Origin of the sequence: Lentzea albida (assembly GCF_900111005.1) — a bacterium.
GTDB lineage: Bacteria > Actinomycetota > Actinomycetes > Mycobacteriales > Pseudonocardiaceae > Lentzea > Lentzea albida.
The window spans coordinates 478,711-503,801 of record NZ_FOFV01000001.1 but is presented as its reverse complement, the minus strand read 5'-3'; the positions used below and the strand labels follow the sequence as shown (position 1 = coordinate 503,801).

Genomic DNA, 25,091 nt, shown 5'->3' with positions numbered 1-25,091 from the left:
AGTGTCCCGGTCTCTCCCCAGGACCGAGCATGGACTCGTCAAACGGGCCGAATTGCAGCACAGAGGTTGTTCGCCCGGTGAGGCGCCCTACCCCGTCTGAAGACACGTGGGTCTACTACGACCTGTGCCACCCGAGCGGGAAGGGTAATGGTCACCCCCTCAGTTGGGGAAGTCTCCAGAAGCACTCACCGTATCGAGATGGGGTGTCGTTTCATACGTTCAGGTGGTTAACATCCCCGGTTGTCGGCACACCCCACGTCCGTCCGAACGCGCAGTTCGGACTGCGGACGCCCTGGTCTGTGGTGACACTCACTGATCAATTCGAAGCTACCCAGGCCTACCGGCGAGAGGTGCCATGGCTACCCGAGCCAAAGCTCTGCGGCTTGTCGCAGTGCTCATCACGTGTGTTCTGACCGCGAGCTGCGGCCTGTTCGGAGGCTCGTCGGACGGCGGCGCGGCGGACATGGAACGCAACGTCATCCGCATCGGCGTGCTGCCGGTCGTCGACGTGGCGCCGCTGCGGATCGCCCTCAACGAGAAGCTGTTCGAGAAGAACGGCCTGCAGGTCACCCTGGTGCCCCAGCCCAGCGAGGACGAGGCCATCAAGCAGCTCGACTCGACGCTGGACCTCACGTGGGCGACCCACGTGAACTTCTTCCGCGCGGTCGCGAGCGGCACCGAGCTGCAGCTGCAGGGTGAGGCCTACCAGGCGGGTCCGAACTCGATGGCGCTGGTCGCCTCGGCCGGCTCGGACTACGACGACCCGGGCAAGAAGTCGGCGCCCACCATCGCCGTGCCCAGCAAGGACGACGTCGGCGCGCTGACCACGCGTGCCGTGCTGGACACCGCCGCGGTCGAGAAGCAGAAGATCAACTTCAAGACCATGCCGTACGCCGACATGGAGGGCGCGCTGACGGCCGGCACGGTGGACGCGGCCTTCATGATCGAGCCCTTCATCACGAAGGCGCAGCGCAAGATCGGCGCGAAGATCGTCACCGACACCGCGCGCGGCCCGACACTGGACTTCCCCATGTCCGGGTACGCGTCGTCGAAGAAGTTCGCCGAGGCCAACCCGAAGACGCTGAAGGTGTTCCGGGACGTGCTGCGCGAGGCCCAGCAGCGCGCGCAGGCCAACAAGCTGAGCGTGCAGGACTCGCTGACCAGCTACGCCGACATCGACCAGCCGACCGCCGCGCTCGTGTCCGTGGGCACGTTCCCGCTGTCGCTGAACCCGATCCGGCTCCAGCGCGTCGCCGACATGATGGACACCGAGGACGTGCTGTCCGGGCGTCTGGACGTGCAGCAGCTGCTGCCGCCGGGAACGACGAATTAGTTGCTTTTACGCATAGGAAATGGCGGGCTGCAAGTTGCAGCCCGCCATTTCTCGTTCGTCACTGTCCGCCGAGCGCCGTTACGCAGTAAGTGAGGCCCGGTGAGGGTTCGGTGTACGAAATGGCGGTCGCCTCACCGCAGTCCGCGGTCGCCGATTTGACGACCTTTTCGATCTTGAGGACCTTCTGGACGGCGAACTCGTTGCTGCCCTTGGAGCAGTCGACGACCTTCATTCCCTCCATGTTCATCTTCACGAGCTCTTCCTGGTAGCACTTGCCCTCCTCGAGCTTCTCCACCAGGCAGAGCTTCAGCGACGAGGTGCGCCGGCCGGACTCGGTGTACTCGGCGTAGTCGTCGCTCGGGCACGCCTCCGTCGTCGACTTCATGGCCTTGGCGATGATGTAGTTCGCCTCGGGCGCGGTGCAGTCGACCTTCTTGTAGTCCGGCTTGAACGTGGTGCCCGTGACGCTCGCACAGTCGCCCGGCTTCGCCGAGGGCTCGCCGATGCTGCTCAGGCCACCGCTGATCAGGGCCTTCACCAGGATGCCGACGCCGACGAGCACGACGATGGTGACGATCGAGCCGATGACCTTGCCGGCGCCGCTCTTCTTGGGCGGCGGGCCGTAGGGCATCGGCTGGCCCAGGGGCTGACCGGGCACCTGGCCGTAGGGGTTCTGCTGGGCGTACGGGTCACCGGGCTGTCCGGGCTGGCCGTACGGACCCGGCTGGCCGTACTGGCCCGGCTGCCCGTACTGACCGGGCTGGGCGTACGGATCGCCCGGCTGTCCCGGCTGGCCGGGGTAGCCCTGCTGGGGCGGCTGACCGTAGGGGTTCGGCTGGCCGTACGGCTGCGGCTGTCCGCCGGGAGGCGGCCCGTAGGGCCCTGGCTGCTGCGGCTGGTTGGGGTCGGTCACTGGGGATTCCTCTCGGACAGGTCACGCGGAAGACAGCGAAACCGGAGCCGTGGGACACGACTCCGGTTTCATGAGGCCGGACCTCGTCAGGCAGCAGCGCCGAGGCAGTACTGGAGCTTCGCCTCGGGGAAGGACTGCGGCTGCTCGCCCTCCGCGCACTGCGGCGCGGCGGCGTCCTTGACGACCTTGGTCACCTTGAAGGCGGCCGACTCGCCGCACTCGACGGCCTTCACACCGATGCCACCGGTGTTCTCGGCGTAGCACTTGCCCTCGGCGAGGACGGGCGCGAGGCACAGCTTCGTCTTCGGGCCGCGGCGCTGCGTCTGCGTGTACTCGTCGTAGCCGTCGCCGCACACCTCGCTGGTGCCGCCGGCCTTGCCGACCACGTAGTTCGCCTCGGCGGCGCCGCAGTCGACCTGCTTGTACTCCGGGCTGGTCGACGTGCCGGTGACCGCGGCGCAGTCACCGACCTTCGCCTGCGCGACGTCGCTGGTGAAGTAGTTGAACGCGTAGAACGCGGCACCGACGACCACCAGGCCGACGACGTAGGTCAGGATCCGCTTGCCGATGCTCGACTTCTTCGGCGCGGGCTCCTGCGAGGGCTCCGGCGCGTGCGCGGGCGAAGCGGATTCAGTCGTGCTCATGCAGTTCTCTCATTTCCGATTACCCCAGATGGCCCATGCCCCCCGACACAGCCGGAGCAGAGAGTGCCACGCGGCGCGGAAATGCGCTCGGGCTTTACGGAAACGTTACGGCGACTTGGATCACCTGGAGAGCTGCACAGGTCACTGCTGCTGGTCGCCGCGTTCGAGGCAGAAGGTGACGGCGGGCTCCGGGAAGACCGCGGCGCGCGCGGAACCGCAGGCAGCGCGGTCGGCCTTGCCGGTGAACACCTTGGCGACCTTCACCGAGTCCTTGGTCGCGCAGGCGACCTTCGCGATGCCGGCGTCGGTGTCCTGGCCGTAGCAGGAGCCCTCGACGAAGTTCGGCATGAGGCACAGGGTGGAGTCGCCCGTGAACGTCGAGTAGTCCATGCCGCCGGACGGGCACGCCTTCTCGTTCCAGTCGAGGACCTTGGCGATCTTGACGTTCGCCTGGTCCGACCCGCAGTCGAGGGCCTGGTAGCGCGGGTTGTCGAGCGCGCCGGAGATCCGCGCGCAGTCGCCGGCCTTCGCCGACTTCGCCACATCGCCGAGCTGGTTCAGCACGAACCCGCCGAGCAGCACGAGGGCGAGGACAACGGCGAAACCCAGGCCGACCTTCTTCATGGCCTGGGTATCGGCGTCAGAGGGGGCTCAACTCAACCGAGTTCACCCGATCAGGATCCTTCGGGGACACCCATGCAGTAGACGGAGGCGGGCTCGCTGAAGCGCCACTCACCCGCGGTCTCGGGGCACACCGTGCCCTCCTCGGGCAGGCCGTCGACCTTCTTGACGATCTTGACCGGTGACTCGGGGGTGCAGGCCTCCTGCTTGAACACGCCGTCGTCACCCGAGTTGTAGCACTTGCCCTCGATGAGGTTGGGCATGAGGCAGAGCGTCTCGTCGCCGGACTTCACCGGCTCGTAGAGGCCTTCGGCCGGGCACTGGTCCTCGGCGTTCTTCAGCACGACGGCGACCCGGTGCGTGGCCGCGGTGTCGTTGCAGCCCTCCGACGAGAGGTTCCACTCGCCGTCCGGCTGGTCCGCGTTCTTCGGCGAGGCGCTCACGCAGTCGCCTGCCCCGGTGCTGTTGAGCGACGTCAGCGCCCACACGCCACCACCGACCAGGACGACGGCCAGCACGCCGACGATGACGAACTTCAGCCAGTTGTTCTTCTGGGGCGCCTCGTCGGTCTCGGCCTCGTCCGGAGCCGGGTTCACCACGGCCGGGGGCTCGACGGGATCAGTCGACTCGCTGCTCATGGCCGAGAACGTACGACACGTCGTGTTGGCTTGGTGTGTCGACTCACACTTGTCGTCACCGGTTGACGCAGGTCGAACGCATTTGGCGTCGTCAGGGAGACTTGTCGGCGTGACCGATGGCCCATTGATCGTCCAGTCGGACAAGACGCTGCTGCTCGAGGTCGACCACCCGCTCGCCGACGACGCGCGCACGTCCATCGCGCCGTTCGCCGAGCTGGAGCGGGCTCCCGAGCACGTGCACACGTACCGCGTGACGCCGCTCGCGTTGTGGAACGCGCGGGCGGCCGGGCACGACGCCGAGCAGGTGGTCGACGCGCTGGTGCGGTTCAGCCGCTACCCGGTGCCGCAGCCGCTGCTGGTCGACGTGGTCGACACGATGAGCCGGTTCGGGCGGCTGGTGCTCACCAACCACCCGGCCCACGGGCTGACGCTGCACACCAACGACCGAGCGGTGCTCGAAGAGGTGCTGCGCAACAAGAAGATCGCGCCGATGTTCGGGGCGCGGATCGACGACGACACGGTCGTCGTGCACCCGAGTGAGCGCGGGCGCCTCAAGCAGCTGCTGCTCAAGGTCGGCTGGCCGGCCGAGGACGAGGCCGGCTACGTCGACGGCGAGGCGCACCCGATCGAGCTCGCGGAGGACGGCTGGAAGCTGCGCGACTACCAGCGGCTGGCGGCGCAGGCGTTCTGGGCCGGCGGGTCCGGCGTCGTCGTGCTGCCCTGCGGCGCGGGCAAGACGCTCGTCGGCGCGGCGGCGATGGCCGAGGCGCAGGCGACCACGCTGATCCTGGTCACGAACACCGTGGCGGGCCGGCAGTGGAAGCGGGAGCTGATCGCGCGCACGTCGCTCACCGAGGAGGAGATCGGCGAGTACTCGGGTGAGCGCAAGGAGATCCGCCCGGTCACGATCGCGACCTACCAGGTGATCACCCGCAAGTCGAAGGGCGAGTACAAGCACCTGGAGCTGTTCGACTCGCGCGACTGGGGCCTGATCGTCTACGACGAGGTGCACCTGCTGCCCGCGCCGGTGTTCCGGATGACGGCGGACCTGCAGTCCCGCCGCCGCCTGGGGCTCACCGCGACGCTGGTGCGCGAGGACGGCCAGGAGGGCGACGTCTTCTCGTTGATCGGGCCGAAGCGCTACGACGTGCCGTGGCGCGACATCGAGGCGCAGGGCTGGATCGCACCGGCCGAGTGCACCGAGGTCCGCGTGACCCTCACCGACAACGAGCGCCTGCAGTACGCGACGGCCGAGCCGGAGGAGCGCTACAAGCTCTGCTCGACGGCCAGGACCAAGATCCCGGTCGTCCGCCGGGTGCTGGAGCAGCACCCCGACGAGCCGGCCCTGGTGATCGGTGCTTACCTGGACCAGCTGGACGAGCTGGGCGAGGAGCTGGGAGCGCCGGTGATCAAGGGGTCGACGAAGAACAAGGAGCGCGAGGAGCTGTTCGACCGGTTCCGTCGCGGCGAGCTCCGGACGCTGGTGGTGTCGAAGGTCGCGAACTTCTCCATCGACCTGCCCGAGGCGTCGGTCGCCGTGCAGGTGTCCGGCACGTTCGGGTCCCGGCAGGAGGAGGCGCAGCGCCTCGGCCGGTTGCTGCGGCCCAAGGGCGACGGCCGGCAGGCGCACTTCTACTCGGTCGTCGCGCGCGACACGCTCGACACCGACTACGCGGCGCACCGGCAGCGGTTCCTGGCCGAGCAGGGGTACGCGTACAAGATCGTCGACGCGGACGACCTGGTCGGATGACCGGCTGGTGGATGTGGAACCCGGCCGGAACCGTGCCCACGCGCCGGTTCCGGTCGGAGGAGTCGCTCGCCCGGTCCGCACCGGACGCGCAGGTCGTCCGGTCCGCTGACTTCACCTGCCCGGCGCAGCGCCGCCGGGCCACGGCGGTGCGGACGGACTTCCTGCGCGTCTCCGGTGACCCGGTGCAGGTGGCGCTGGTCGAGCAGCGGCTCTGGACGCTGCTCGTGGCGCTGCGCCGGGCCCAGCCCGTCCGCGACGCGCTCGCGACCGCACCGCCCAGGGCGGGCCGGGCGGCGCTGGTCGCGGAGCCGTCGCGCGAGCTGGCCGAGCTGGACCGGCGGTTCGACCGGTTCGCGGACGCCCTGCGCGTGCTGGTGTCGGACCCGACGCCGGAGCAGCTGCGCCACACCGCCGCGCTGGACTAGGGCCGGCCGGGCCGCTGATCGTTGCGCAACGATGACGTGGCACGAACGTCCTCATGAGACCCGTCGGGAAGGCTGGAGGGCATGCCGCGCGTACTGCTGATCGAGGACGACGAGGCGGTCCGCGAGGGACTGTCGCTCGCCCTGACCTACCAGGGGCACACCGTGGACGCGGTGCGCACCGGCGAGGAGGGCCTCGACCTGCTGGGCAGGGTCACGCCCGACGTCGTGGTGCTGGACCTGATGCTGCCGGGCGTGGACGGCTTCGAGGTGTGCCGCCGCATCCGCGCGTCCGGTGACCTGCCGATCATCATGCTGACCGCGCGCAACGACGACATCGACGTGGTGGCGGGCCTGGAGGCCGGTGCCGACGACTACGTCGCCAAACCGGCGCAGGCCCGCGTGCTGGAGGCCCGCATCCGCGCCGTGCTGCGCCGCTCGTCCGCCCCGGTCGCCGAGGTGCTGGCCGAGCGCCACGGCGACCTGACGATCGACCGCGAGGGACTCGTGGTGACGCGGTCGGGCGAGCCGGTCTCGCTGGCGCCCACCGAACTGCGCCTGCTGCTGGAACTCTCCTCGTCGCCGGGCCGCGTGATGTCGCGCCAGCAGTTGCTGGGATCGGTGTGGGACCAGGGGTACCTGGGCGACTCGCGGCTGGTCGACGCGTGCGTGCAACGGCTGCGGTCGAAGATCGAGGACGACCCGGCGGCCCCCGTGTACGTCCAGACGGTGCGGGGCTTCGGTTACCGGTTCGGACCGCTGTGACGCTGCGCCTGCGGCTGCTGCTCGCCTTCGCGTTCCTGACGGTCGTGACCGCCGCGGCCGTCGCCGGCGCCGGCTACGTGCGGGCGCGCGACGCGATCGTGCAACGCGCCCAGGACAACGCCGTCATCGAGACCACGAACCGCGTCGAGCAGCTCTACCCGCTGCCCGCCCGTCCCGTGGACACCGCCCTCCTGGAACGCGTCGCGGGACGTGTCTCCGGCCGCGAGGGCTCGGCCCTGGCCTACGGCAACGGACTTTCCGCGGGCGGCATGGACCCGTCCGTGATCACCGCCGAACTGCGGTCCCTCGTGTCCTCGGGACGTGTCGGCTGGCAGCGCGTGTCGTACGCGGACTCCGTCTGGCTCGTCGTGGGCATGCAGGTGCGGGTCACCTCCGGCGCCTCGCCGGGCATCGAGGTGTACGTGCTGCGGCCGTTCACCTCGGAGGCCGCGTTCGTCGACGAGCTGGCCCGCAACGCGTGGCTGATCGGCGGCGCGGTGCTGGTCCTGGCCCTGGGCCTGGCATTCCTGGCCGCGCGCGGCGTGCTGCGCCCCGTCCGCGAACTGCAGCTGGCCGCCTGGAGACTCGGCCAGGGCGAGCTCTCCGCTCGGGTACCGGTCCGCGGCCGCGACGAACTCGCGTCCGTGGCGTCGACCTTCAACAGCACGGCCTCCTCGCTGGAGCACCACGTCGGCGAGCTGCGGCGGATGGAGGCGGACGCGCGGCGGTTCGTGGCGGACGTGTCGCACGAGCTGCGCACGCCGCTGGCCGCGATGACGGCCGTGACGGACGTGCTGGACGCCGAGACCGCCTCCCTGCCCGGCGTGGCGGGCCAGGCCGCGCGGCTGGTGAACCGGGAGACGCAGAACCTGACCCGGCTGGTGAACGACCTGATCGAGGTCACCCGGTTCGACTCGGGGACCGCGGCACTGGCGCTGGACGACGTCGACGTGGCCGAGGTGGTGCGGACCTGCCTGCGGATGCGCGGCTTCTCCGAGGTGTCCGCCTCCCTGCCGGACGGCGTGCGGGCCCGCCTGGACCCGCGGCGGCTGGACGTGGTCGTGGCGAACCTGGTCGGCAACGCCCTGCGGCACGGCTCGCCACCGGTGTCTTTGGAGCTGTCGGTCGCTTCGGGATTCTTGGTGATCGAGGTGGCGGACTCGGGGCCCGGGTTGCCGGCGGAGGTGCTGCCGCACGTGTTCGCGCGGTTCTACAAGGCCGACTCGGCTCGGGGGCGGTCGGAGGGGTCGGGGCTGGGGCTCGCGATCGCGTGGGAGAACGCGCGGCTGCACGGGGGGACGCTGACGGCGGCGAACCGGGCCGGGGGCGGGGCGTTGTTCACGCTGCGGCTGCCGTTGGGTGGTGAGGCGTGAAGCGCTGGTGGGTGCTGGGTGGTGGCCGGGTGTTCGCCGTCCGGCATGGGCTGGGAGTCCGCCACGTGCCGGCTGCCCGGCGCGAACGTGAGCCGCAGCCCCTTCCTGAGCGCGGACTGCGTGTCCGGCGCGGGCTCGATGCCAGGCCCCGGCCCCTTCGTGAGCTCGGCCCCGCACTGCTCGTCCTCGCCGCCCTCACCGTCCTGACAGCCTGCGGCATCCGCCCCACCGACCCCATCCCCGGCCTCGAAGCCCCCACCGGCCCCGTCGAGAACACCTCCCCGTCGCTCTACTGGGTCTCCCGAACCGGGGTGCTGCCCGTCCCCCGCCCCGAGGGCAGCCTGAGCGGGTTCGACGTCGTGGGACTCCTCGCCCAGGGCCCGACCGGCGCCGAGCAGGCCCGCGGGCTCACCACCGAAGTGCCGTTCGACGCCGTGCCCGCCACCGTCGACCGGGTGGCGAACGGGCTCGACGTGGCCCTGTCCACCGACGTCTCGCAGCTCAGTGCCGCTGCCGTGCAGCAGATCGTCTGCACGGTGCTCGGCATCCAGCCCGCCGGCTCGGTCAACCTGCGTGGGGGCGGGCATTCGCTGGAGTTCCTCAAGTGCGCTTGAATCGGGCCGTGCACGTCTACTCCATCCCGATGCGCGCCCGGTTCCGCGGCATCACCCGCCGCACCGGCCTGCTGTTCGAAGGTCCGTCCGGGTGGGGCGAGTTCTGCCCGTTCGAGGAGTACGACGACGCCGAGGCCGCCGCCTGGCTCGCGTGTGCGCTGGAGGCCGCGAACGACGGGTGGCCCGCGCCGGTCCGCGACCGCATCCCGGTCAACTGCACCGTGCCCGTGGTCGGTCCGGAGCGGGCGCACGAGATCGTCCAGCGGTCCGGGTGTTCCACGGCCAAGGTGAAGGTCGCCGAGTCGACGCTCGAAGACGACTGCGCGCGGCTCGAGGCCGTACGCGACGCTCTCGGGCCGCGAGGGGCGATCCGGGTCGACGCGAACATGCTGTGGGACGTCGACACGGCCGTCGCGGCGATCAAGGCCATGGACAAGGCCGCCGGCGGGCTCCAGTACGTGGAACAGCCGTGCCACACGCTGGACGAGCTGGCCGCGGTCAGGCGGAGGGTCGGTGTGCCGATCGCGGCGGACGAGTCGATCCGCAAGGCCGACGACCCGATGAAGGTGGCCGTGTCCGGGGCCGCGGACATCGCGGTGATCAAGGTGGCGCCGCTCGGCGGGGTGCGGAAGGCCCTCGAGGTCGCTGAGGCCTGTGGGTTGCCGTGTGTGGTGTCGTCGGCGTTGGAGACCTCGGTCGGGATGGCGGCCGGGGTCGCCCTCGCGGCCGCGCTGCCGACGCTTGAGTACGCATGCGGGCTCGCCACGCTGCAACTGTTGGACGGCGACGTCACGAGCGACCCGCTGCTGCCCGTGGACGGGTACCTGCCGGTGCTCACCACGGCGCCGAAGCCGGACCGGATCGCGGAGTTCGAGGTCGAGAGCCCGGCCTGGGTCGAGCGGTTCCGGCGTGTAAAGGCGTACTAGCAATACGATCTGAGGCAGGGTGGTCGGCCGGTGGCCCATCTAAGGCCAGGTACGCCGAATGCCGTCGCTCTTCACCGCGTAGATCGCAGGACCGCCCCGCAACACAGCACGATGAATTGCATCATGTGCGCCGTGGAATCGACTGATCATCTCGTCTCTGCGAAGCTGCTGGTTGTCCAGATAGAACAGCACGGCACCCTTGGCTTCAACGGGACGCCGCTCGGACGGCCGCCCCTTGATCCGCCCGTCTTTACACAGCGGAACCCAACCCCGATCAAGGCCGTACTCAAGCCACTCCTCATCAGGGGTGAATTGCGCGTCATCCGGAAAATGATCCGCTATGCAGTGGATGATCCACTCAAGCCGAAGCAAACCTTCCGCGACACCGCGACCAAGGCTTCGGTCCAGAAAAAACTCAAGCGACGACACGCTGGGCAGCTCGACAGATCGATTCGACTTGTTCGGTGGTCAAACTGTACTCATAAGCGACTTCCTTCAGCGAGTCGCCTGCGAGCCACATGTTCACGACCGCATCTACCGGAACATGGTTCGCCTCGATCACCGGAGCACCCCACCCGAAACGCGGGTCGATGATCACAGGAGCGACGTCCGGATATTGCCTCAGCTTCAACGATGACGCCAAACCATCACTCGAGTCCCAATTAATGTACCTCAGATGCGCATTCAAGAAGTCACGGATCGGCCGCTGCTGATCCCCAACCCGCGCCATGTCGCCGTCCGCGTACTCCAAGAATATGTCGACTCCGTCGGTCGAAATCTTCCGGTTCGCCAAAGCGTAAGGCGTGTTGAATTCCCGGCGCACGGCCTCAGCCGCATCTCGAATCTTGTTCATTCGAAGCCCGAGGTCCCGCAAAGATCGAAGTACATACGCCTCAACTACCGCCACGAACGGCACTGATGGCCAACCGCGGCGGTCTGGCTCAACGCGATGGACAAGCGGAGCTCCGTCGACCTGCTCCCGGAGCCAACGATCCAGAGTCGATCTCGGGATCAGCAGGTGCTTGGCAGTCTCCTTGGGAGTCAGCAATGGATCCTGGAACTTGTCGACCACACCGCACCCCCTTTCCAACGGAACGCTCGGATCTTAACGCGGGCAACCAGCAGCTCGCGCTACCTGTGTGGAAGCTTGCCGCGCTTCACCCCTGCTAGGCCGCGCCCGTGCTGAACACGATCCCTCGGCCCGGTTGATCGCCTGCGTCCACCGCTCGGAGGCGGGTGCCCGCGTGAGGTGTACCAGCCGGATCGCGGAGTTCGAGGTCGAGAGCCCGGCCTGGGTCGAGCGGTTCCGGCGGGTTCAGTCGACGAGCTGATCCAGCTCGATCCTCACCGGGAACGGGTCGCGCGTCTCGTAGGTCGTGGTGGCGACGGGCGCCTCCTCGAACACACCTTCCTGGGTCAGGCGCAACGGGGTCAGCGAGGCCGCGTCGACCAGCCAGTAGAACGGGATTCGGGCCTCGGCGTAGTCGAGGCGCTTGGCGCGGCGGTCGGTGTAGTGCGAGTGCGGTGAGAGCACCTCGACGGCGAGAACCACCTCGGAGGCCCGCACGGGGTCCGAGGCGCCGCGGTGGAACACGACCACGTCCGGCCGCCGGACGAAACCGGGGGCGTCGGGCGGGGCCAGCTCCAGGTCCACGTCCGGTGCGTAGGTGACCCGCAGGTGCGCGGGGAGTTGCGCCGCCAGCTGCGAGATCAGGTTGCCGCAGGCGAAGTTGTGGCCGGCCGCGGCGGCGGGGGAGGACACCGGACGGCCCTCCACCAGCTCGGTGTAGCCGGAGTGGGCCGGCCCCAGCGCGGTGAACTGGGCGACGGTGAGCGGAGGTGACAGCACTCATCGACCGTCGCACATGGAGGAACTCCAATTCCGCCCCTGCACCCACACCTTCGAGCGATCTACGGCTTGCCGCGCTTCAACCCCTGCTCGGCCGCGCCCATGCTGAACACGATCCCCTCGGTCCGGTCGATCGCCTGCGTCCGCCGCTCGGTGGCCGGGACGCGGGTCAGGTCCACCAGCCGGATCGGCGGCCCCAGCTCGACCAGGGTCGGGGTGTAGGACGCCTCCACGACGGACCACCCGGACGGCCCCTGCTCGAACTTGAACCGGGCGATCGCGCCCTCCTCGGTCACCCCGCGGGGTTCGGCGTGCCGGGCGACCTCGTTGCCGAGCCCGTACGCGACCCACTTGCCGCCGATCTTCTCGAACGGCTGCACGACGTGCACGTGGGTGCCGATGATCAGGTCCAGGGCGGGGTCGGCCAGCAACTGGCGGGCCAGCGCCTTCTGCTCGGCGGTCGCCTCGTGCTGGTACTCGTTGCCCCACTGCACGGACAGCACGACGACCTCGGCGCCGGCGGCACGGGCCGCACGGGCGTCGGCGAGGATCTTGTCGGCGTTGATCTGGTTCGCCCGCCACGGCTGGGGCAGCGGGATCCCGTTGAAGCCGTAGGTGAACGACAGCTGGGCCACCTTCACGCCGCCCGCGTCCAGGATGTGCGGGGCAGCGGCCTCCTCCGGCGTGCGGTACGAGCCGGTGTGCTTCAGGCCCACGGCGTCCATCGCGTCCAGCGTCGTGCCGATCGCCGAGACACCGCGGTCCAGCGTGTGGTTCGAGGCCGTCGAGCACGAGTCGTACCCCACGTCGACCAGGCCCTTCGCCACCTCGGGCGGCGCGAGGAAGGCCGGGTAGCCGAAGAACGGGCCCTCCTTCGGGCCCAGCGGCACCTCCAGGTGGCACAGCGAGAGGTCGGCTTTCAGGGTCTCCTTGATGCCCGAGAACAACGGCAGGAAGTCGCGCCCGGCGGCGCCCCCGTCGGCCACGGCCTGGTCGGTGAGCGCCGGGTGGATCAGGATGTCGCCGCCCGCGGTCAGCACGAAGGACCGCGCGGGTGGCGGGCTGGAAGTAGTCGGCGCGGGTGCCGAGGTGACGACCGTCGGCGAGCCGGTGCACGCGGACAGCAAAAGGCCGGTGGCCAGCACGGATGCCGGCCACCGGACCACACGCCTCAGCGGTGCCGCCGGCGTCGCAGGACCACGAACGCCACGACGGCGAGCGCCGCCGCGAACGGCAGCACGCGCTTCAACACCGGCACGCCTGCCGTGTCGATCAGGTCGATCGGCTCGTCGGGGACCACTCGGAGATGCTGCTGTTGCGCCACCTCGTCAGGATCCACGGATACCAGCGTGCCCGCCAGGCATTCCGCGAACTGGTCGACGAGCTTGCCGCTGACCTCGGCGATCAGCCCGCGGCCCAGTTGCGCCGGACGGCCGGTGATCGCCAGGTCGGTCTCCACCTCGACCGTGTCGCCGACGACGAAGGTCACCAGGGCGGACGCCGTGCCGTTGCCGCGGGTGTCCTTGCCCGCGGCCTTCATGACGGCGCGGCGCAGCACCGGGTCGACCTCGACGAACTCGCCGCTCCCCCGGTACAGCAGCTGCACCGGGCCGAGCTTCACCTTCACCTCCCCGCTGAACGTCTTGCCGTCCACCGAGGTCAGCGTGGCGCCGGGCAGGCACGGCGCCACCCGCTCGGGGTCGAGCAGCGCCTCCCACACCTCCTCGGCGGGCGCCGGTGACGGGAACGAATGCGTCAACTTCATCCCGCGACCGCCGCCGTCAACGCACGCCCGGTCAGCACGCGGGCCAGGTTGTCCTTGTAACCGTCACCCGACGACGCCCGCAGGGCCGCCTCCGAGATCACCTCGGCCGACGCGGGCTGCCCGACGAGTGCGGCTTCCACGTCCACCGCGCGCACCGGCCCGGAGCCCACGTTCGTGAGGCCCACCCGAGCCGCGGAAACGGTGCCGTCGCGCACCTGCACGGCGGCCGCGACGGCGACGATCGACCACGCCTGCGCGACCCGGTTGAGCTTCTCGTAGTGCGCGCTCCAGCCGGTGTACTTCGGCACCCGGACGTCGAGCAGGATCTCGTCGGGGCCCAGGGCCGTCGTGAAGTAGTCGACGAAGAACTCCGACGCGGGCACCTCACGCCGCCCGGACGGCCCGGCGATGATCATCACGGCGTCCAGCGCCAGCACGGGCGCCAGCAGGTCACCGGCCGGGTCCGCGTGGCACAGCGAGCCGCCGAACGTGCCGCGGTGCCGGATCTGCGGGTCCGCGATGGTGTCCGTGACCAGCTTCAACAGCAACGCGTGGTCCTGCACGAGATGATCACGCTGCACCTCGTAGTGCGTGGTCATGGCACCGATGAGCAACGAGTCGCCGTCGTCGCGCACGCCGGTCAGCTCGGTCAGGCCACCGATGTCGATCAACGCCGTGGGCGCGGCGAGCCGCATCCGCAGCACCGGCACGAGCGACTGCCCGCCCGCGATGACCTTGGCGTCCTCGCCCTCCTCCGCGAGCATCCGCACGGCTTCGTCCACGGTGGACGGGAACAGGTACTTGAACTCCGCCGGGATCACGACTGCCCTCCCTGCGCGTCGATCGAACCGAGCCCGCCCGCGGCGACCTCGCCCGCACCCGAATCCTCACGACCCCGCAACGCGGTCCACACGCGTTCCGGCGACATCGGCATCTCGATGTCCCGCACGCCCAGGTGCCGCACGGCGTCCAGCACGCTGTTCACCACGGCCGGTGTCGAGGCGATCGTGCCCGCCTCGCCGACTCCCTTGGCGCCCAGCGGGTTGGACGTCGCCGGTGTCGCCGTGCGGTCCGTGAGGAACGCCGGCAGGTCGGCCGCGCACGGCACGAGGTAGTCGGCGAACGTCGCCGACGTCAGCGTGCCCATCTCGTCGTGCGTGGCTTCTTCGTACAACGCCTGTGCTATGCCCTGCGCCAGTCCGCCGTGCACCTGACCGTCGACGATCAACGGGTTCACGACCGTGCCGACGTCGTCCACGGCCACGTACCGCACGATCTTCACCATGCCCGTCTCGGTGTCGACCTCCGTCGCGCACAAATGGGTTCCGTGCGGGTACGAGAAGTTGTCCGGGTCGAACGTGGCATCGGCGTCCATGCCGGGTTCCATGCCCTCGGGCAGGTCGTGCGCGACGTGCGCGGCCAGCACGACGTCACCCAGCGTCCGGGCGGTCGACGTGCCGCGGACGGAGAACGAACCGGAGGCGAACTCCACGTCCGCCTCGTCGCACTCCATCATGTGCGCGGCCAGCGTCCTGGCCTTGGCCAGCACCTTGTCCGCCGCGTACACCAGCGCCGTGCCGCCGACGGCCAGCGACCGCGAGCCGTAGCTGTCCATGCCCTTGTGCGACGTCGCCGTGTCGCCGTGCAGCACCTCGACGTCCTCGAACGGCACGCCGAGCCGGTCCGCGACGATCTGCGACCACACCGTCTCGTGGCCCTGCCCGTGCGGCGAGGTCCCGGTGATCACCTCGACCTTGCCGGTGGGCAGCATGCGGATCGACGCGGTCTCCCACCCGCCCGCGCCGTACCGCAGAGCACCCAGCACCCGTGACGGCGCGAGACCGCACATCTCGGTGTAGGTGGAGATCCCGATGCCGAGTTGCTTGACGTCACCGGACGCACGGCGCCGTGCCTGCTCCTCGCGCAGTTCGTCGTACCCGAACAGTTCCATCGCACGGGCCGTCGCGGCCTCGTAGTTGCCGGAGTCGTAGGTGAGCCCGGCGACCGTGGTGAACGGGAACTCCTCGTGCTTGATCCAGTTCATCTCGCGGATCTTCATCGGCTCGATGCCGAGCTCGACCGCGAGCTCGTCCATCATGCGCTCGATCGCGAACGTCGCCTCGGGCCGTCCGGCACCGCGGTACGCGTCCGTCGGCACCTTGTTCGTGAACACGTTCGTGCACTCGAACCGGTACGCGGCGAACTTGTAGATCGCGTTGAACATGAACGCGCCGAGGATCGGCACGCCCGGTGTGACCAGGCGCAGGTAGGCGCCCATGTCGGCGAGCAGCTCGACCTTCAGGCCGGTCACGGTGCCGTCGCGGCGGGCGGCCAGCGTGATCTTCTGCAGCTGGTCGCGGCCGTGGTGCGCGGACAGCATCGACTCGGTGCGGGTCTCCGTCCACTTGACCGGACGCCCCATCCGGCGGGCGACCAGCAGGCAGAGCAGCTCCTCCGGCGTGACCTGGAGCTTGCCGCCGAAGCCACCGCCGACGTCCGGTGCGATCACGCGCAGCCGGTGCTCGGGGATGCCCGTGACGGCCGACAGCATCCACCGCAGGATGTGCGGGATTTGCGTGGCGGACCACACGGTGAACATGCCCGCGGTCGAGTCCACGACGACCGAGCGCGGTTCCATGAACGCCGGGATCAGCCGTTGCTGCCGGAACGTCCGCTCGATCACGACGTCGGCGGCCGCGATCTCGTCCTCGACGTTCGTCCCCGCGCCCGCCTCGGCGGAGTCGAAGATCCACGTCGCGCACTTGTTCGTACCGAGGTCGGGATGGACGAGGTCGTTGTCCCGCAACGCTTCTTCCAGGTCGAGCACGACCGGGAGGTCCTCGTAGTCGACGTCGATGGCCTCCAGCGCGTCCGCCGCGTGGTAGGCGCTGTCGGCGATCACGAGTGCGACGGCCTCGCCGGCGAAGTTGACCCTGTCGACGGCCATCGCGGGCGCGGGCGGCGACTTCATGTCCTCGGTGATCGGCCAGGCGCACGGCAGGGAGCCCTGCTCGGCGGCGAAGTCCTCACCGGTCAGCACCAGCGCCACACCGGGCATCGCCGTCGCGCGGCTGACGTCGATGTTCGTGATGCGGGCGTGGGCGACGGGGCTGCGCAGCACGGCCATGTGCAGCATGCCGGTCAACTGGATGTTGTCGGTCCACCTGGTCTGGCCGGTGATGAGGCGAGCGTCCTCCTTGCGGAGCCGGGCCTTTCCGACCTCCGGCTCGGCCGTGGCGGTCATTCGCCACCTACCGGCTGCTTCGCGGTGACGTGTTCGTCGCTGTGCCGCTCCTGGTCAGGTCCGGCGCCGGGCTTCATCCGCTGGGCGGCGTCCTGCACCGCGCGCACGATGTTCTGGTAGCCGGTGCACCGGCAGAGGTTGCCCTCCAGGCCCTTGCGCACGGTCTCGTCGTCGGGGTCCGACTCGTCGGCGAGCAGGTCGATCGCCTGCATGATCATTCCGGGCGTGCAGAAGCCGCACTGCAGCGCGTGGTTCGAGTGGAAAGCCTCCTGCACGGGATGCAACTTGCCGTCGCGAGCGAGCCCTTCGATGGTGGTGACGTCGTGGCCGTTCGCCTGCACGGCCAACATCTGGCACGACTTCACGCTGTGACCGTCGAGGTGGACGGTGCAGGCACCGCAGTTGCCGGTGTCGCACCCGACGACGGTGCCGGTCTTGCTCAATCGCTCCCGTAGGTAGTGCACGAGCAGGAGGCGGGGTTCGACCTCGTCGGCGTATGTCACTCCGTCGACGTTGACCGAGATGTGCATTGAAACCCTCCCAGGGTGGTGGGCCATGAAGTGACGAGGGTCACTCCAGCTTGCTCCCTGTTTGCGGGTTCAACAACCCGATCACCGGTGAATCGGGAGTTCGATCTCCGTCAGCCGCCGCCCGCTTCCCTTCCACCGCAAGGAAATGATCTCGGCGGCAATCGCAACTGCGGTTTCCTCGGGCGTTCGGCCCCCGAGATCGAGCCCGATCGGCGACGACAGCGCCGCAAGTTCGGATTCGGTCATTCCCGTTTCCCGCAACCGGTTCAGTCGATCTTCGTGCGTCCGGCGGGACCCCATCGCGCCGACGTAGCCGACCTTCAGCCGCAACGCGACCTCCAGCAACGGCACGTCGAACTTCGGGTCGTGGGTGAGCACCGTGATGACCGTGCGTTCGTCGAGCTTGGACGCTTCGCGTTCGAGGTACCGGTGCGGCCAGTCCACGACGACCTCGTCCGCTTCGGGAAAACGGCTGCGTGTGGCGAACACGGGCCGTGCGTCGCAGACCGTCACCCGGTAACCGAGGAACGCGCCGAGCCGCGCCATGGAGGCGGCGAAGTCGATCGCGCCGAACACGAGCATGCGCGGCGGCGGTTCGAACGAGTTCACGAAGACGCTCAGGCCCTCGCCGCGCCGCTGACCGTCCGGTCCGTACTGGAGCACACCGCTGCGGCCCGAGGCGAGCATGCCGCGGGCGTCGTCCGCGACGGCGTCGTCGATGCGCGCGCTGCCGAGGGTGCCGTCACGCCGGTCGGGCCAGACGACCATGCGGCGGCCGACGCCGTCCGGGTGCTCGACGACCGTCGCGACGGCCACGGGCGCCTCGGCGCGGACCGTCTCCACCACCTCGGCGAGCTGCGGGAACGTCTCGGCGTCGACCTTCTCCACGAAGATGTCGATGATCCCGCCGCAGGTCAGCCCCACCGCGAACGCGTCGTCGTCGCTCACCCCGTACCGCTGCAGGACGGGGGTGTCCGTGGACTGCGCGAGGTCGTAGACCGCGCCCTCGACGCAGCCGCCGGACACGCTGCCGACCGCCTCGCCGTCCTGCGTCACGAGCATCGCCGCGCCCGCCGGCCGGGGCGCCGAGCTGAAGGTCGCGACCACCGTGCCGACCCCGACCGTCTCGCCGTTCGCCACCCGTTCGGCGAGGTCGAAGAGGACATCACGCACGGCGTACCTCCTTCAACAGTTCTTCCAACGCGTGCACGCTGTGTCCGGCGACCATGGTGTCGACGTGCGGGAGCGCCGCCACCACACCGCCCTGCAATGGACGATAACCCTGTTTGCCCGCATGGGGGTTGGCCCAGATGACCTTGTGGCTCAGCCGCCGCAGCCGGGCCATCTCCGTCGCGAGCAGGGTGGTGTCGCCGCGTTCCCAGCCGTCGCTGAAGAGCACGACGACGGCACCGCGTTGCCGCCACCGCTGGTTGAACCGGCGCAGCGCATCGCCGAGCCGGGTACCGCCCTCGTAGTCGGGGATCGCCCTGCCCGCCGCCCGCAGCGCCCGTTCCGGATCGCGTTCCCGGAGCTGGCGGGTCACGCGGGTCAGCCTGGTGCCGATGGTGTGGACCTCGGCGGGCATGGCGCGGGCGACGACGTGCGCGAACCGCAGCAGCGCGTCCGAGTAGGCGGCCATCGAGCCCGAGACGTCGATCAGCAGCACGAGCCGGCGGGCCTTCTCACCCCGGCGGCGGTGGCGCGGCAACGCGATCTCACCGCCGGTCTCGATCATCGCCCGGACCGTGCGGGCCAGGTCCACCCGCCCGCGCCGGGCCTTGCGGAGCCTGCGCGACCGGCGGCGCGGAGGCAGCGGCGTGAGCCGTGCGATCAGCGGTGCCGCGTCGAACTCGGAGATGTCCTTGTGCTTCAGCACTTCCACGTCGGACGCGGCGACGCCGACGGTCACCGAGTCCAGCTCGACCGTCGTGCGTGGACGGGGCGGGGCGCCGCCGAAATACGCGCGGTAGGCGGCGTCGTAGCGCGGCAGGTCGTCCGGGTCGGCGCACAGCGTGAGGCGCCCGGCCCAGTACAGGTCGACGTGCTCGGTGGCCCGCAGGAACGCCTGGACGCGGTCGGGCCCGCACTGGAGTCCGGCGCCCCGCAGGACGCTCGTGAACCCCACGCAGGCTTCCGTCACCCCACGATTGTGCTCCCGATGACGCGTTCCGCGTCTTCTCGGTACTTCAGCACCGCGCCCAGCGTCTCCGCGTCCGGCTCGGTGCGCCCCAGCGCCTGCAACGCCCGCGCCCAGTCCAGCGACTCCGCGACGCCCGGTGGCTTGAGCAGGTCGAGCCCGCGCATCTTCCCGACGGCCTCGGCGACCTTGCGCGCGAGCCGTTCGTCGAGACCGGGCAACGTGCGGCGCAGGATGGCCACCTCGCGGTCGAGCGCCGGGTGCTCGAGCCAGTGGTAGAGGCAGCGACGCTTCAGCGCGTCGTGGACCTCGCGGGTGCGGTTCGAGGTCAGCACGGTCAGCGGCGGTGTCGTGGCCCTGATCTCGCCGAACTCGGGGATGCTCACGGCGTTCTCGGACAGCACCTCCAGCAGGAACGCCTCGAACTCGTCGTCCGCCCTGTCGACCTCGTCGACGAGCAGCACGCACGGCGCGTTCTCCAGCGCCTGCAACAACGGCCTGGCCAGCAGGAACCGTCGCGTGTAGAGGGACGCCTCGTCCACCTCGCCGCGGGTCTCGAGCACGCGCAGGTGCATGAGCTGGCGCGGGTAGTCCCAGTCGTACAGGGCCTGCGTGGCGTCGATGCCCTCGTGGCACTGCAACCTGATCAGCGGGACGTCCATCGCCTTGGCCAGCGCCAGCGCGAGGGAGGTCTTGCCGGTGCCGGGTTCGCCCTCCAGGAACAGCGGCCGGCCCATGCGGACCGCGAGGAACGCCGCCGTGGCCACCCCGCCGTCCGGCAGGTAGCCCGCGCGGTCGAGCCCTGACGCCAGCTCCTCGGGGGACTCCATGAGCCTCAGAGTACGACTCAGGGTCGGATTCGGGGTGGTCACCGATGTGCGGGACCGTCATTCCGACGATCCTTGAGCCATGACGAACAACGTGCTCAACGACGCGACGGCCCAGGTCAAGAAGCTCCGCAGGAGCCGCAGCGACAAGATGCTCGCCGGCGTCTGCGGCGGTGCCGCCAAGATGATCGGCGTGGACGCCGCGATCCTGCGGATCATCCTCGTGGCGGCGACGCTGCTCGGGTTCGGCACCGGAGCGATCCTCTACGTCGCCGCCTGGATCCTCATGCCCGAGGAAGAGCCGGCCGTGTGATCACCGTGGAAAACCAGGAACGCCAGGGAGCCGCTGCCACGGGTGGGGTCCGGTGAGGGGCCGGTACTCCACCCCCAGTGCGTCGAGCCTCGGCAGGTGGTGCTCCTCGAGCCGCCGCACGAACCCGGGGTCCTTCTCCGCCGGGGACCACACGACCTCGGCGAACGCGGCCAGCCTGGGGAACGCCGCGTAGTCCACCCGCCGGGCCGAGTCGAGGTGCTCGGTCCAGATGTTCGCCTGCGCGCCCAGCAGGCGCCCCGGCTCCTCGCCGGTGAGGCCTCCGGGCACCGGGTCCCACGCGTAGACGTCCTCGAGCGTCGTCAGCGTTCCCACCGGGATCGGCTCGCCGGGCGAGTCCGACTGCCGGTAGTCGAGATACACGTGCTGCTCGGGGCACATGACCACGTCGTGGCCGTCGCCCAACGCCGTGATGCCGCCCTGCACCCCGCGCCACGACGCGACGACCGTGCTCGCGGGCAGCGGACGGGCGTCCAGGACCTCGTCCCACCCGTACGGCCGCCGGCCCCTGCTGACGACGTGCTCCGCGATCGCCCGCACCAGCACGCCGTCCTCGTGACCGGGTGCCTCGTCGCCGCCGAGTCCGATGACCTCCGCGGGGAAGACGTCCATCAGCTCGTCGAACACGTTCCGGTAGAAGTCCACTGTGGACTTCTCGATGTTGAGCACGCGTTCGTTGACGCCCCAGTCGGTCCAGACTCCACCGCCGTGCACGCCCAGTTCCGGGTAGGCCGCGATCGCCGACTGCGAGTGCCCGGGGATGTCGATCTCCGGGACCACCGCGATGTGCCGGGCCCGCGCGTACGCGACGATCTCGCGCAGGTCGTCCTGCGTGTAAAAACCGCCGTGCGGACGGCCTTTCAGACCACCGGAGCGCCGGTCGCCGAACCGCGAGTCCTCCCGCCACGACCCGACCTCGGTGAGCTTCGGGTAGCGCTTCACCTCGAAGCGCCAGCCCTGGTCGTCGGTCAGGTGCAGGTGCAGGACGTTCAACTTGTGCACGGACAGCAGCTCGACGTACCGAAGCACCTCCCGCTTGGGCAGGAAGTGCCGCGCGACGTCGAGCATCACGCCGCGCCACCCGAACCTCGGGTAGTCGACGACCTCGCACGCCGGGATGACCGACGGTTTGTCGCCCGCGGCCCGGAACGCCTGTGCGCCCAGGAGTTGCCGCAACGTCTGCAGCGCGTTCATCTCCCCCTCCGCGTCGTGCGCCTCGATCAGCACGCCGTCGTCGGACGAGAGCAACCGGTAGCCGCCGGGAGGACCGTCGACGAGAACGGTCTCCCAGCCCTTGTACTCGCAGAGCCTTCCGCCGTCCACGAAGGACACCGGCCGTGGCAGCAGGTTCATCCCTTCACCGCCCCCGCGAGGCCGGAAACGAGACGACGCTGCACGAAGATGAAGAAGATCAGCACAGGGATGGTCATCAGGGTGGAGCCCGCCATGATCGCGCCCCAATCGTTCTGGTCGGGTTTGACGAACACCTGGAGTGCCAGAGGCAGGGTCTGGTTCTCCACGGCCGAGATGATGAACGTCTTGGCGAACAGGAAGTCGTTCCAGGCGTGGATGAACGACAGCACGCTCGTCGCCACCAGGCCGGGCGCGACGAGCGGGAACAGCACCTGCCACAGGAACCGGAACCGCGAGGCGCCGTCCAGGGTGGCGGCCTCCTCCAGTTCCACCGGCACCGCGGCGACGAAGCCCCGCAGCATCCAGATCGCGAACGGCAGGCTGAACGCGAGGTGCACCAGCACGAGCGAGCCGAGGTGGTTCAGGCCGAAGACCGGCACGGAGTCGCCCACGGACCGCATCAGGAAGAACAGCGGCACGGTCAACGCCTCGACCGGCACCATCTGCACGACCAGCAACATGATCAGCAGCGTCGTGCGGCTGCGGAACCGGAAGCGGGTCAGCGCGGTCGCCGCGAGGAACGAGATCAGGATGCTCAGCGCGACCACGATCAACGCGACGACGATGCTGTTCACGAAGTAGCGCCCGAAGTTCGCGACCGTGAGCGCCCGCGTGAAGCTGTCGAGCGTCGGCCGCGTCGTCCACGGCACCGGGTCGGCCGAGATGATCTCGTCCTCCGGCTTGAACGCGGACAGGACCATCCAGAACAGCGGAAACGCCACCACGGCGGCGATGACGAGGACGAAGCCCTCGGTCAGCCAGCGCCTCACAGGACCTCCCCCGACCGCTTGAGTGCACGCAGGTAGAACATCGTGATTCCCAGCAACAGCACGGTCATCACGACACCGATGGCCGCGCCCAGGCCGTACTCCGACGCCGCGAACGCCTGCTGGTAGGCGTAGACGTTGAGCACGAGGTTGCGCCCGGCGATGCCGCCGCCGTTGGTCATCACGTAGATCTGTGTGAAGACCTTGAAGTCCCAGATGATCGACTGGATCGTCACCACGAGGATGATCGGTCGCAGCAACGGCAGGATGACGCTCCACGCCGTGCGGAACGCCGACGCGCCGTCCAGTGCCGCGGCCTCCAGCACCTCGCCCGGGATCGCCTTGATGCCCGCGTAGAGCGTCACCATGACGAACGGGAACGAGCACCAGATCACCTGGGCGGCGACGAGTCCGAACGCCGTCCACTTGTCGAACGTCCAGGAGAAGCCCTGGATGCCCAGGACCTCGTTCACGAACCCGAAGTTCGCGTCGAACAGGAAGAGCCAGATCGTCGACCCGGCGACGGCGGGCGTGGACCACGCGCCGAGCGCCGCCAGGAACAACGTCATCCGGACCCAGGTGCGGACCCTCGTGGCGAGGATCGCGAGGAACGCGCCCACGAGCAACGTGCCGACCACGCAGACCGCCGCGAACCCGACGGTCTGCCCGAGCACCGTCCAGAACTGCTGGTCCCCCAGCAGCTTCTGGTAGTTCCCGAGACCGAGGAACTCGAGCGGCGCGCCGCCGCTGACCTGTTCCTGGCCGTAGTCGAAGAGCGAGATGAGCACCAGCTGGTAGATCGGGTAGGCCAGCAGGCCGCCCAGGACCAGCAGCGCTGGGGCCAGGTAGGCGAACGCGGTCCGCCCCTGGCCTTTCGCGGTCATGCTCACGACGTGAAGGCCGCGTTCATCGTCTTGGCGGCGTCGGCGGTGGCCGTGTCGACGTTCTTCGCGCCGGTGACGATCTCCTGGAGCATCGTCGGCACCACCGCCTGGGCCTCGATCTTCGCCCACGCCGGCGTGACGGGGACGAACTTCGTGCCGGACTGCAGCGTCTTCGTGAACGGCTCCAGGAACTTGTCGGAGTCCGCGACCTGCTTCTGCACGTCGGAGAACGTTGGCAGGTTGCCCATCGCCGTGTACATCTTCTGCTGGTACTTCTTCGACGCGAGCAGCTGCGTGAACTCGGTGGCGAGCGTCTTGCGCTGCGTGCCCTTCATGACGCCCAGCAGGTTGCCGCCGGCGAACGCGGGCGCGACCGAGCCCTTGTCCTTGCCGGGCAGCGGCACGACGCCGTACTTGCCGGCCGCGGAGGAGGCGTCGACGGACTTGCGGTTGAAGTCGCCGCCGATGGTCATCGCGGCCTTGCCCGCGCGGAACGCCTCGACGCTCGCGTCACCGCCGTTGCCGGCGCAGGTGGCGGGCGGGCAGATGTCGTCCTTGATCAGTTCGGTGTACTTGGCGACACCGGCCTTGGCCTCGGCGCTGTCGATCGTGGCGCTGAACTTGCCGCCGTCGGACTTGGCGATGTCCCCGCCGTTGGCCCAGATGAACGGGAGGGCGGCGAACAGGTACTTGCCGCCGGCCGAGATGCCGATGAGTTCCGGCTTCTTCTGCCTGATCTCACGGGCCGTGGTGGCGATTTCGTCCAGCGTCGTCGGCGGCTGCAGGCCGAGCTCGGTGAACACGTCCGTGCGGTAGTACAACGCGCGCACGCCGACGAACCACGGCACGCCATACGTCTTGCCGTCGACCTTGGCCGTGTCGAGGATCGTGGGGACCAGGTCCTTGGACTCGTCCCACTTGCCGAGGTCGAGCTCGGAGAAGCCACCGGCGGACACGTAGCCCGCGAGGTCGGTGTTGCCGAACTCGGCCACGTCCGGAGCGCTCTTCGGGTCGCTGAACGCGGCCTTGAAGCGCTCCGCCCGGCTGGAGACCTGGATGTACTGCACGTCGACGGTGACGCCGCTGTGCTTGCCCTGGAACTCGGAGATCGCCTCCTTGACCACGGCCTCCTTGGGTGCCCGGTTGACCTCGTCGAACAGCCACACCCGCAGCTGCCCCGTCTGCTCGTCCGTGCCGGAGTTCGTCGGTCCCGACTGCACCGGGGCGCAGGCGACCACCGCGCCCACGCCCAGCACCGCCGCGAGTGTCTTCAACCGCATCGTCGCGCCCTCCACGTTGCGTATGTTGCAACAGCTATTTCACAGGAAGCAACGTGACTGTAGAA

At 69.4% G+C, this 25,091-nt stretch carries 27 protein-coding genes; 8 read left to right on the top strand and 19 right to left on the bottom strand.

All coding sequences use genetic code 11. The features are described from left to right. Positions 1-355: 355 nt before the first annotated feature. Positions 356-1,333, top strand: a complete 978-nt coding sequence (locus tag BMY74_RS02560; RefSeq protein ID WP_089908742.1) for an ABC transporter substrate-binding protein — start codon at positions 356-358, stop codon at positions 1,331-1,333. Between the two features lie 58 nt (positions 1,334-1,391). On the opposite strand, the gene BMY74_RS44765 is transcribed toward BMY74_RS02560, so the two are convergent. The 4 genes from BMY74_RS44765 to BMY74_RS02540 all read right to left on the bottom strand — a co-directional run bounded on the left by BMY74_RS44765 (position 1,392) and on the right by BMY74_RS02540 (position 4,149). Beyond that, positions 1,392-2,246, bottom strand: a complete 855-nt coding sequence (locus BMY74_RS44765) for an LppU/SCO3897 family protein (RefSeq protein ID WP_177229533.1) — start codon at positions 2,244-2,246, stop codon at positions 1,392-1,394. Between the two features lie 86 nt (positions 2,247-2,332). Continuing rightward, positions 2,333-2,890 carry an LppU/SCO3897 family protein gene (locus tag BMY74_RS02550; RefSeq protein WP_089908739.1) on the bottom strand — a complete coding sequence of 186 codons (558 nt, stop codon included), beginning with the start codon at positions 2,888-2,890 and terminating at the stop codon, positions 2,333-2,335. A 141-nt stretch (positions 2,891-3,031) separates the two neighbouring features. Then, a complete protein-coding gene (locus BMY74_RS02545) occupies positions 3,032-3,514 on the bottom strand; it encodes an LppU/SCO3897 family protein (protein ID WP_089908736.1) in 483 nt (160 codons plus the stop codon). Between the two features lie 50 nt (positions 3,515-3,564). Further along, positions 3,565-4,149: an LppU/SCO3897 family protein gene (locus tag BMY74_RS02540; RefSeq protein ID WP_089908733.1), complete on the bottom strand. Its 585-nt coding sequence runs from the start codon at positions 4,147-4,149 to the stop codon at positions 3,565-3,567. A gap of 109 nt (positions 4,150-4,258) precedes the next feature. On the opposite strand from BMY74_RS02540, the gene BMY74_RS02535 reads away from it, so the two are divergent. From BMY74_RS02535 to BMY74_RS02510, 6 genes are all read left to right on the top strand, one after another. Continuing rightward, positions 4,259-5,899 (top strand): DNA repair helicase XPB, encoded by a 1,641-nt coding sequence (locus tag BMY74_RS02535; RefSeq protein ID WP_089908730.1) that lies wholly within the window; start codon positions 4,259-4,261, stop codon positions 5,897-5,899. Continuing rightward, entirely contained in the window at positions 5,896-6,324 is a 429-nt protein-coding gene (locus tag BMY74_RS02530) for a hypothetical protein (RefSeq protein ID WP_089908727.1), read from the top strand. The genes BMY74_RS02535 and BMY74_RS02530 overlap by 4 nt, the downstream gene beginning before the upstream one ends. A gap of 81 nt (positions 6,325-6,405) precedes the next feature. Next, the gene (locus BMY74_RS02525) at positions 6,406-7,086 is read left to right on the top strand and encodes a response regulator transcription factor (RefSeq protein ID WP_089908724.1); all 681 of its coding nucleotides are present in this window, start codon (positions 6,406-6,408) and stop codon (positions 7,084-7,086) included. Next, positions 7,083-8,459 carry a sensor histidine kinase gene (locus BMY74_RS02520; RefSeq protein WP_089908718.1) on the top strand — a complete coding sequence of 459 codons (1,377 nt, stop codon included), beginning with the start codon at positions 7,083-7,085 and terminating at the stop codon, positions 8,457-8,459. Before BMY74_RS02525 ends, BMY74_RS02520 begins: the two co-directional genes overlap by 4 nt. Beyond that, complete coding sequence (locus BMY74_RS02515) at positions 8,456-9,073, top strand: GerMN domain-containing protein (protein ID WP_089908715.1); 618 nt, start codon at positions 8,456-8,458, stop codon at positions 9,071-9,073. The genes BMY74_RS02520 and BMY74_RS02515 overlap by 4 nt, the downstream gene beginning before the upstream one ends. 8 nt (positions 9,074-9,081) lie before the next feature. Beyond that, on the top strand, positions 9,082-9,999 hold the full coding sequence (locus tag BMY74_RS02510; protein WP_089908712.1) for an o-succinylbenzoate synthase: 918 nt from the start codon (positions 9,082-9,084) through the stop codon (positions 9,997-9,999). A 39-nt stretch (positions 10,000-10,038) separates the two neighbouring features. On the opposite strand, the gene BMY74_RS02505 is transcribed toward BMY74_RS02510, so the two are convergent. The 11 genes from BMY74_RS02505 to BMY74_RS02455 all read right to left on the bottom strand — a co-directional run bounded on the left by BMY74_RS02505 (position 10,039) and on the right by BMY74_RS02455 (position 20,354). Next, the gene (locus BMY74_RS02505; RefSeq protein WP_089908708.1) at positions 10,039-10,428 is read right to left on the bottom strand and encodes a PIN-like domain-containing protein; all 390 of its coding nucleotides are present in this window, start codon (positions 10,426-10,428) and stop codon (positions 10,039-10,041) included. After that, positions 10,415-11,071 (bottom strand): DUF433 domain-containing protein, encoded by a 657-nt coding sequence (locus BMY74_RS02500; RefSeq protein WP_089908704.1) that lies wholly within the window; start codon positions 11,069-11,071, stop codon positions 10,415-10,417. The genes BMY74_RS02505 and BMY74_RS02500 overlap by 14 nt, the downstream gene beginning before the upstream one ends. Before the next feature lie 243 nt (positions 11,072-11,314). After that, positions 11,315-11,848 carry a Uma2 family endonuclease gene (locus BMY74_RS02495; protein WP_089908702.1) on the bottom strand — a complete coding sequence of 178 codons (534 nt, stop codon included), beginning with the start codon at positions 11,846-11,848 and terminating at the stop codon, positions 11,315-11,317. A 62-nt stretch (positions 11,849-11,910) separates the two neighbouring features. Next, positions 11,911-12,993, bottom strand: a complete 1,083-nt coding sequence (locus BMY74_RS02490) for a CapA family protein (protein ID WP_245785842.1) — start codon at positions 12,991-12,993, stop codon at positions 11,911-11,913. 26 nt (positions 12,994-13,019) lie between these two features. Beyond that, a complete protein-coding gene (locus BMY74_RS02485; protein WP_089908693.1) occupies positions 13,020-13,613 on the bottom strand; it encodes an SRPBCC family protein in 594 nt (197 codons plus the stop codon). Continuing rightward, complete coding sequence (locus BMY74_RS02480; RefSeq protein ID WP_089908688.1) at positions 13,610-14,434, bottom strand: FAD binding domain-containing protein; 825 nt, start codon at positions 14,432-14,434, stop codon at positions 13,610-13,612. The genes BMY74_RS02485 and BMY74_RS02480 overlap by 4 nt, the downstream gene beginning before the upstream one ends. Beyond that, positions 14,431-16,857, bottom strand: a complete 2,427-nt coding sequence (locus BMY74_RS02475) for a xanthine dehydrogenase family protein molybdopterin-binding subunit (RefSeq protein WP_089908686.1) — start codon at positions 16,855-16,857, stop codon at positions 14,431-14,433. The genes BMY74_RS02480 and BMY74_RS02475 overlap by 4 nt, the downstream gene beginning before the upstream one ends. Beyond that, a complete protein-coding gene (locus tag BMY74_RS02470) occupies positions 16,854-17,387 on the bottom strand; it encodes a (2Fe-2S)-binding protein (protein WP_089908683.1) in 534 nt (177 codons plus the stop codon). Before BMY74_RS02470 ends, BMY74_RS02475 begins: the two co-directional genes overlap by 4 nt. Before the next feature lie 81 nt (positions 17,388-17,468). Then, positions 17,469-18,560: an XdhC family protein gene (locus tag BMY74_RS02465; RefSeq protein WP_089908680.1), complete on the bottom strand. Its 1,092-nt coding sequence runs from the start codon at positions 18,558-18,560 to the stop codon at positions 17,469-17,471. Then, the gene (locus tag BMY74_RS02460; RefSeq protein WP_089908676.1) at positions 18,553-19,527 is read right to left on the bottom strand and encodes a vWA domain-containing protein; all 975 of its coding nucleotides are present in this window, start codon (positions 19,525-19,527) and stop codon (positions 18,553-18,555) included. Before BMY74_RS02460 ends, BMY74_RS02465 begins: the two co-directional genes overlap by 8 nt. Continuing rightward, positions 19,524-20,354: an AAA family ATPase gene (locus BMY74_RS02455; protein WP_089908674.1), complete on the bottom strand. Its 831-nt coding sequence runs from the start codon at positions 20,352-20,354 to the stop codon at positions 19,524-19,526. The genes BMY74_RS02460 and BMY74_RS02455 overlap by 4 nt, the downstream gene beginning before the upstream one ends. A gap of 79 nt (positions 20,355-20,433) precedes the next feature. On the opposite strand from BMY74_RS02455, the gene BMY74_RS02450 reads away from it, so the two are divergent. Continuing rightward, on the top strand, positions 20,434-20,664 hold the full coding sequence (locus BMY74_RS02450; RefSeq protein ID WP_089908672.1) for a PspC domain-containing protein: 231 nt from the start codon (positions 20,434-20,436) through the stop codon (positions 20,662-20,664). Here BMY74_RS02450 and BMY74_RS02445 read toward each other — a convergent pair whose 3' ends face one another. Genes BMY74_RS02445 through BMY74_RS02430 form a run of 4 tightly spaced genes read right to left on the bottom strand, consistent with a single transcriptional unit; the run spans position 20,665 to position 25,026 of the window. Further along, complete coding sequence (locus BMY74_RS02445) at positions 20,665-22,035, bottom strand: beta-N-acetylhexosaminidase (protein WP_089908669.1); 1,371 nt, start codon at positions 22,033-22,035, stop codon at positions 20,665-20,667. It lies immediately after the preceding gene. Next, positions 22,032-22,865 carry a carbohydrate ABC transporter permease gene (locus tag BMY74_RS02440; RefSeq protein WP_245785841.1) on the bottom strand — a complete coding sequence of 278 codons (834 nt, stop codon included), beginning with the start codon at positions 22,863-22,865 and terminating at the stop codon, positions 22,032-22,034. The genes BMY74_RS02445 and BMY74_RS02440 overlap by 4 nt, the downstream gene beginning before the upstream one ends. Then, positions 22,862-23,746: a carbohydrate ABC transporter permease gene (locus BMY74_RS02435; RefSeq protein WP_089908666.1), complete on the bottom strand. Its 885-nt coding sequence runs from the start codon at positions 23,744-23,746 to the stop codon at positions 22,862-22,864. The genes BMY74_RS02440 and BMY74_RS02435 overlap by 4 nt, the downstream gene beginning before the upstream one ends. Positions 23,747-23,748: 2 nt before the next feature. Next, on the bottom strand, positions 23,749-25,026 hold the full coding sequence (locus BMY74_RS02430; protein WP_089910329.1) for an extracellular solute-binding protein: 1,278 nt from the start codon (positions 25,024-25,026) through the stop codon (positions 23,749-23,751). Between the last annotated feature and the right edge of the window lie 65 nt (positions 25,027-25,091).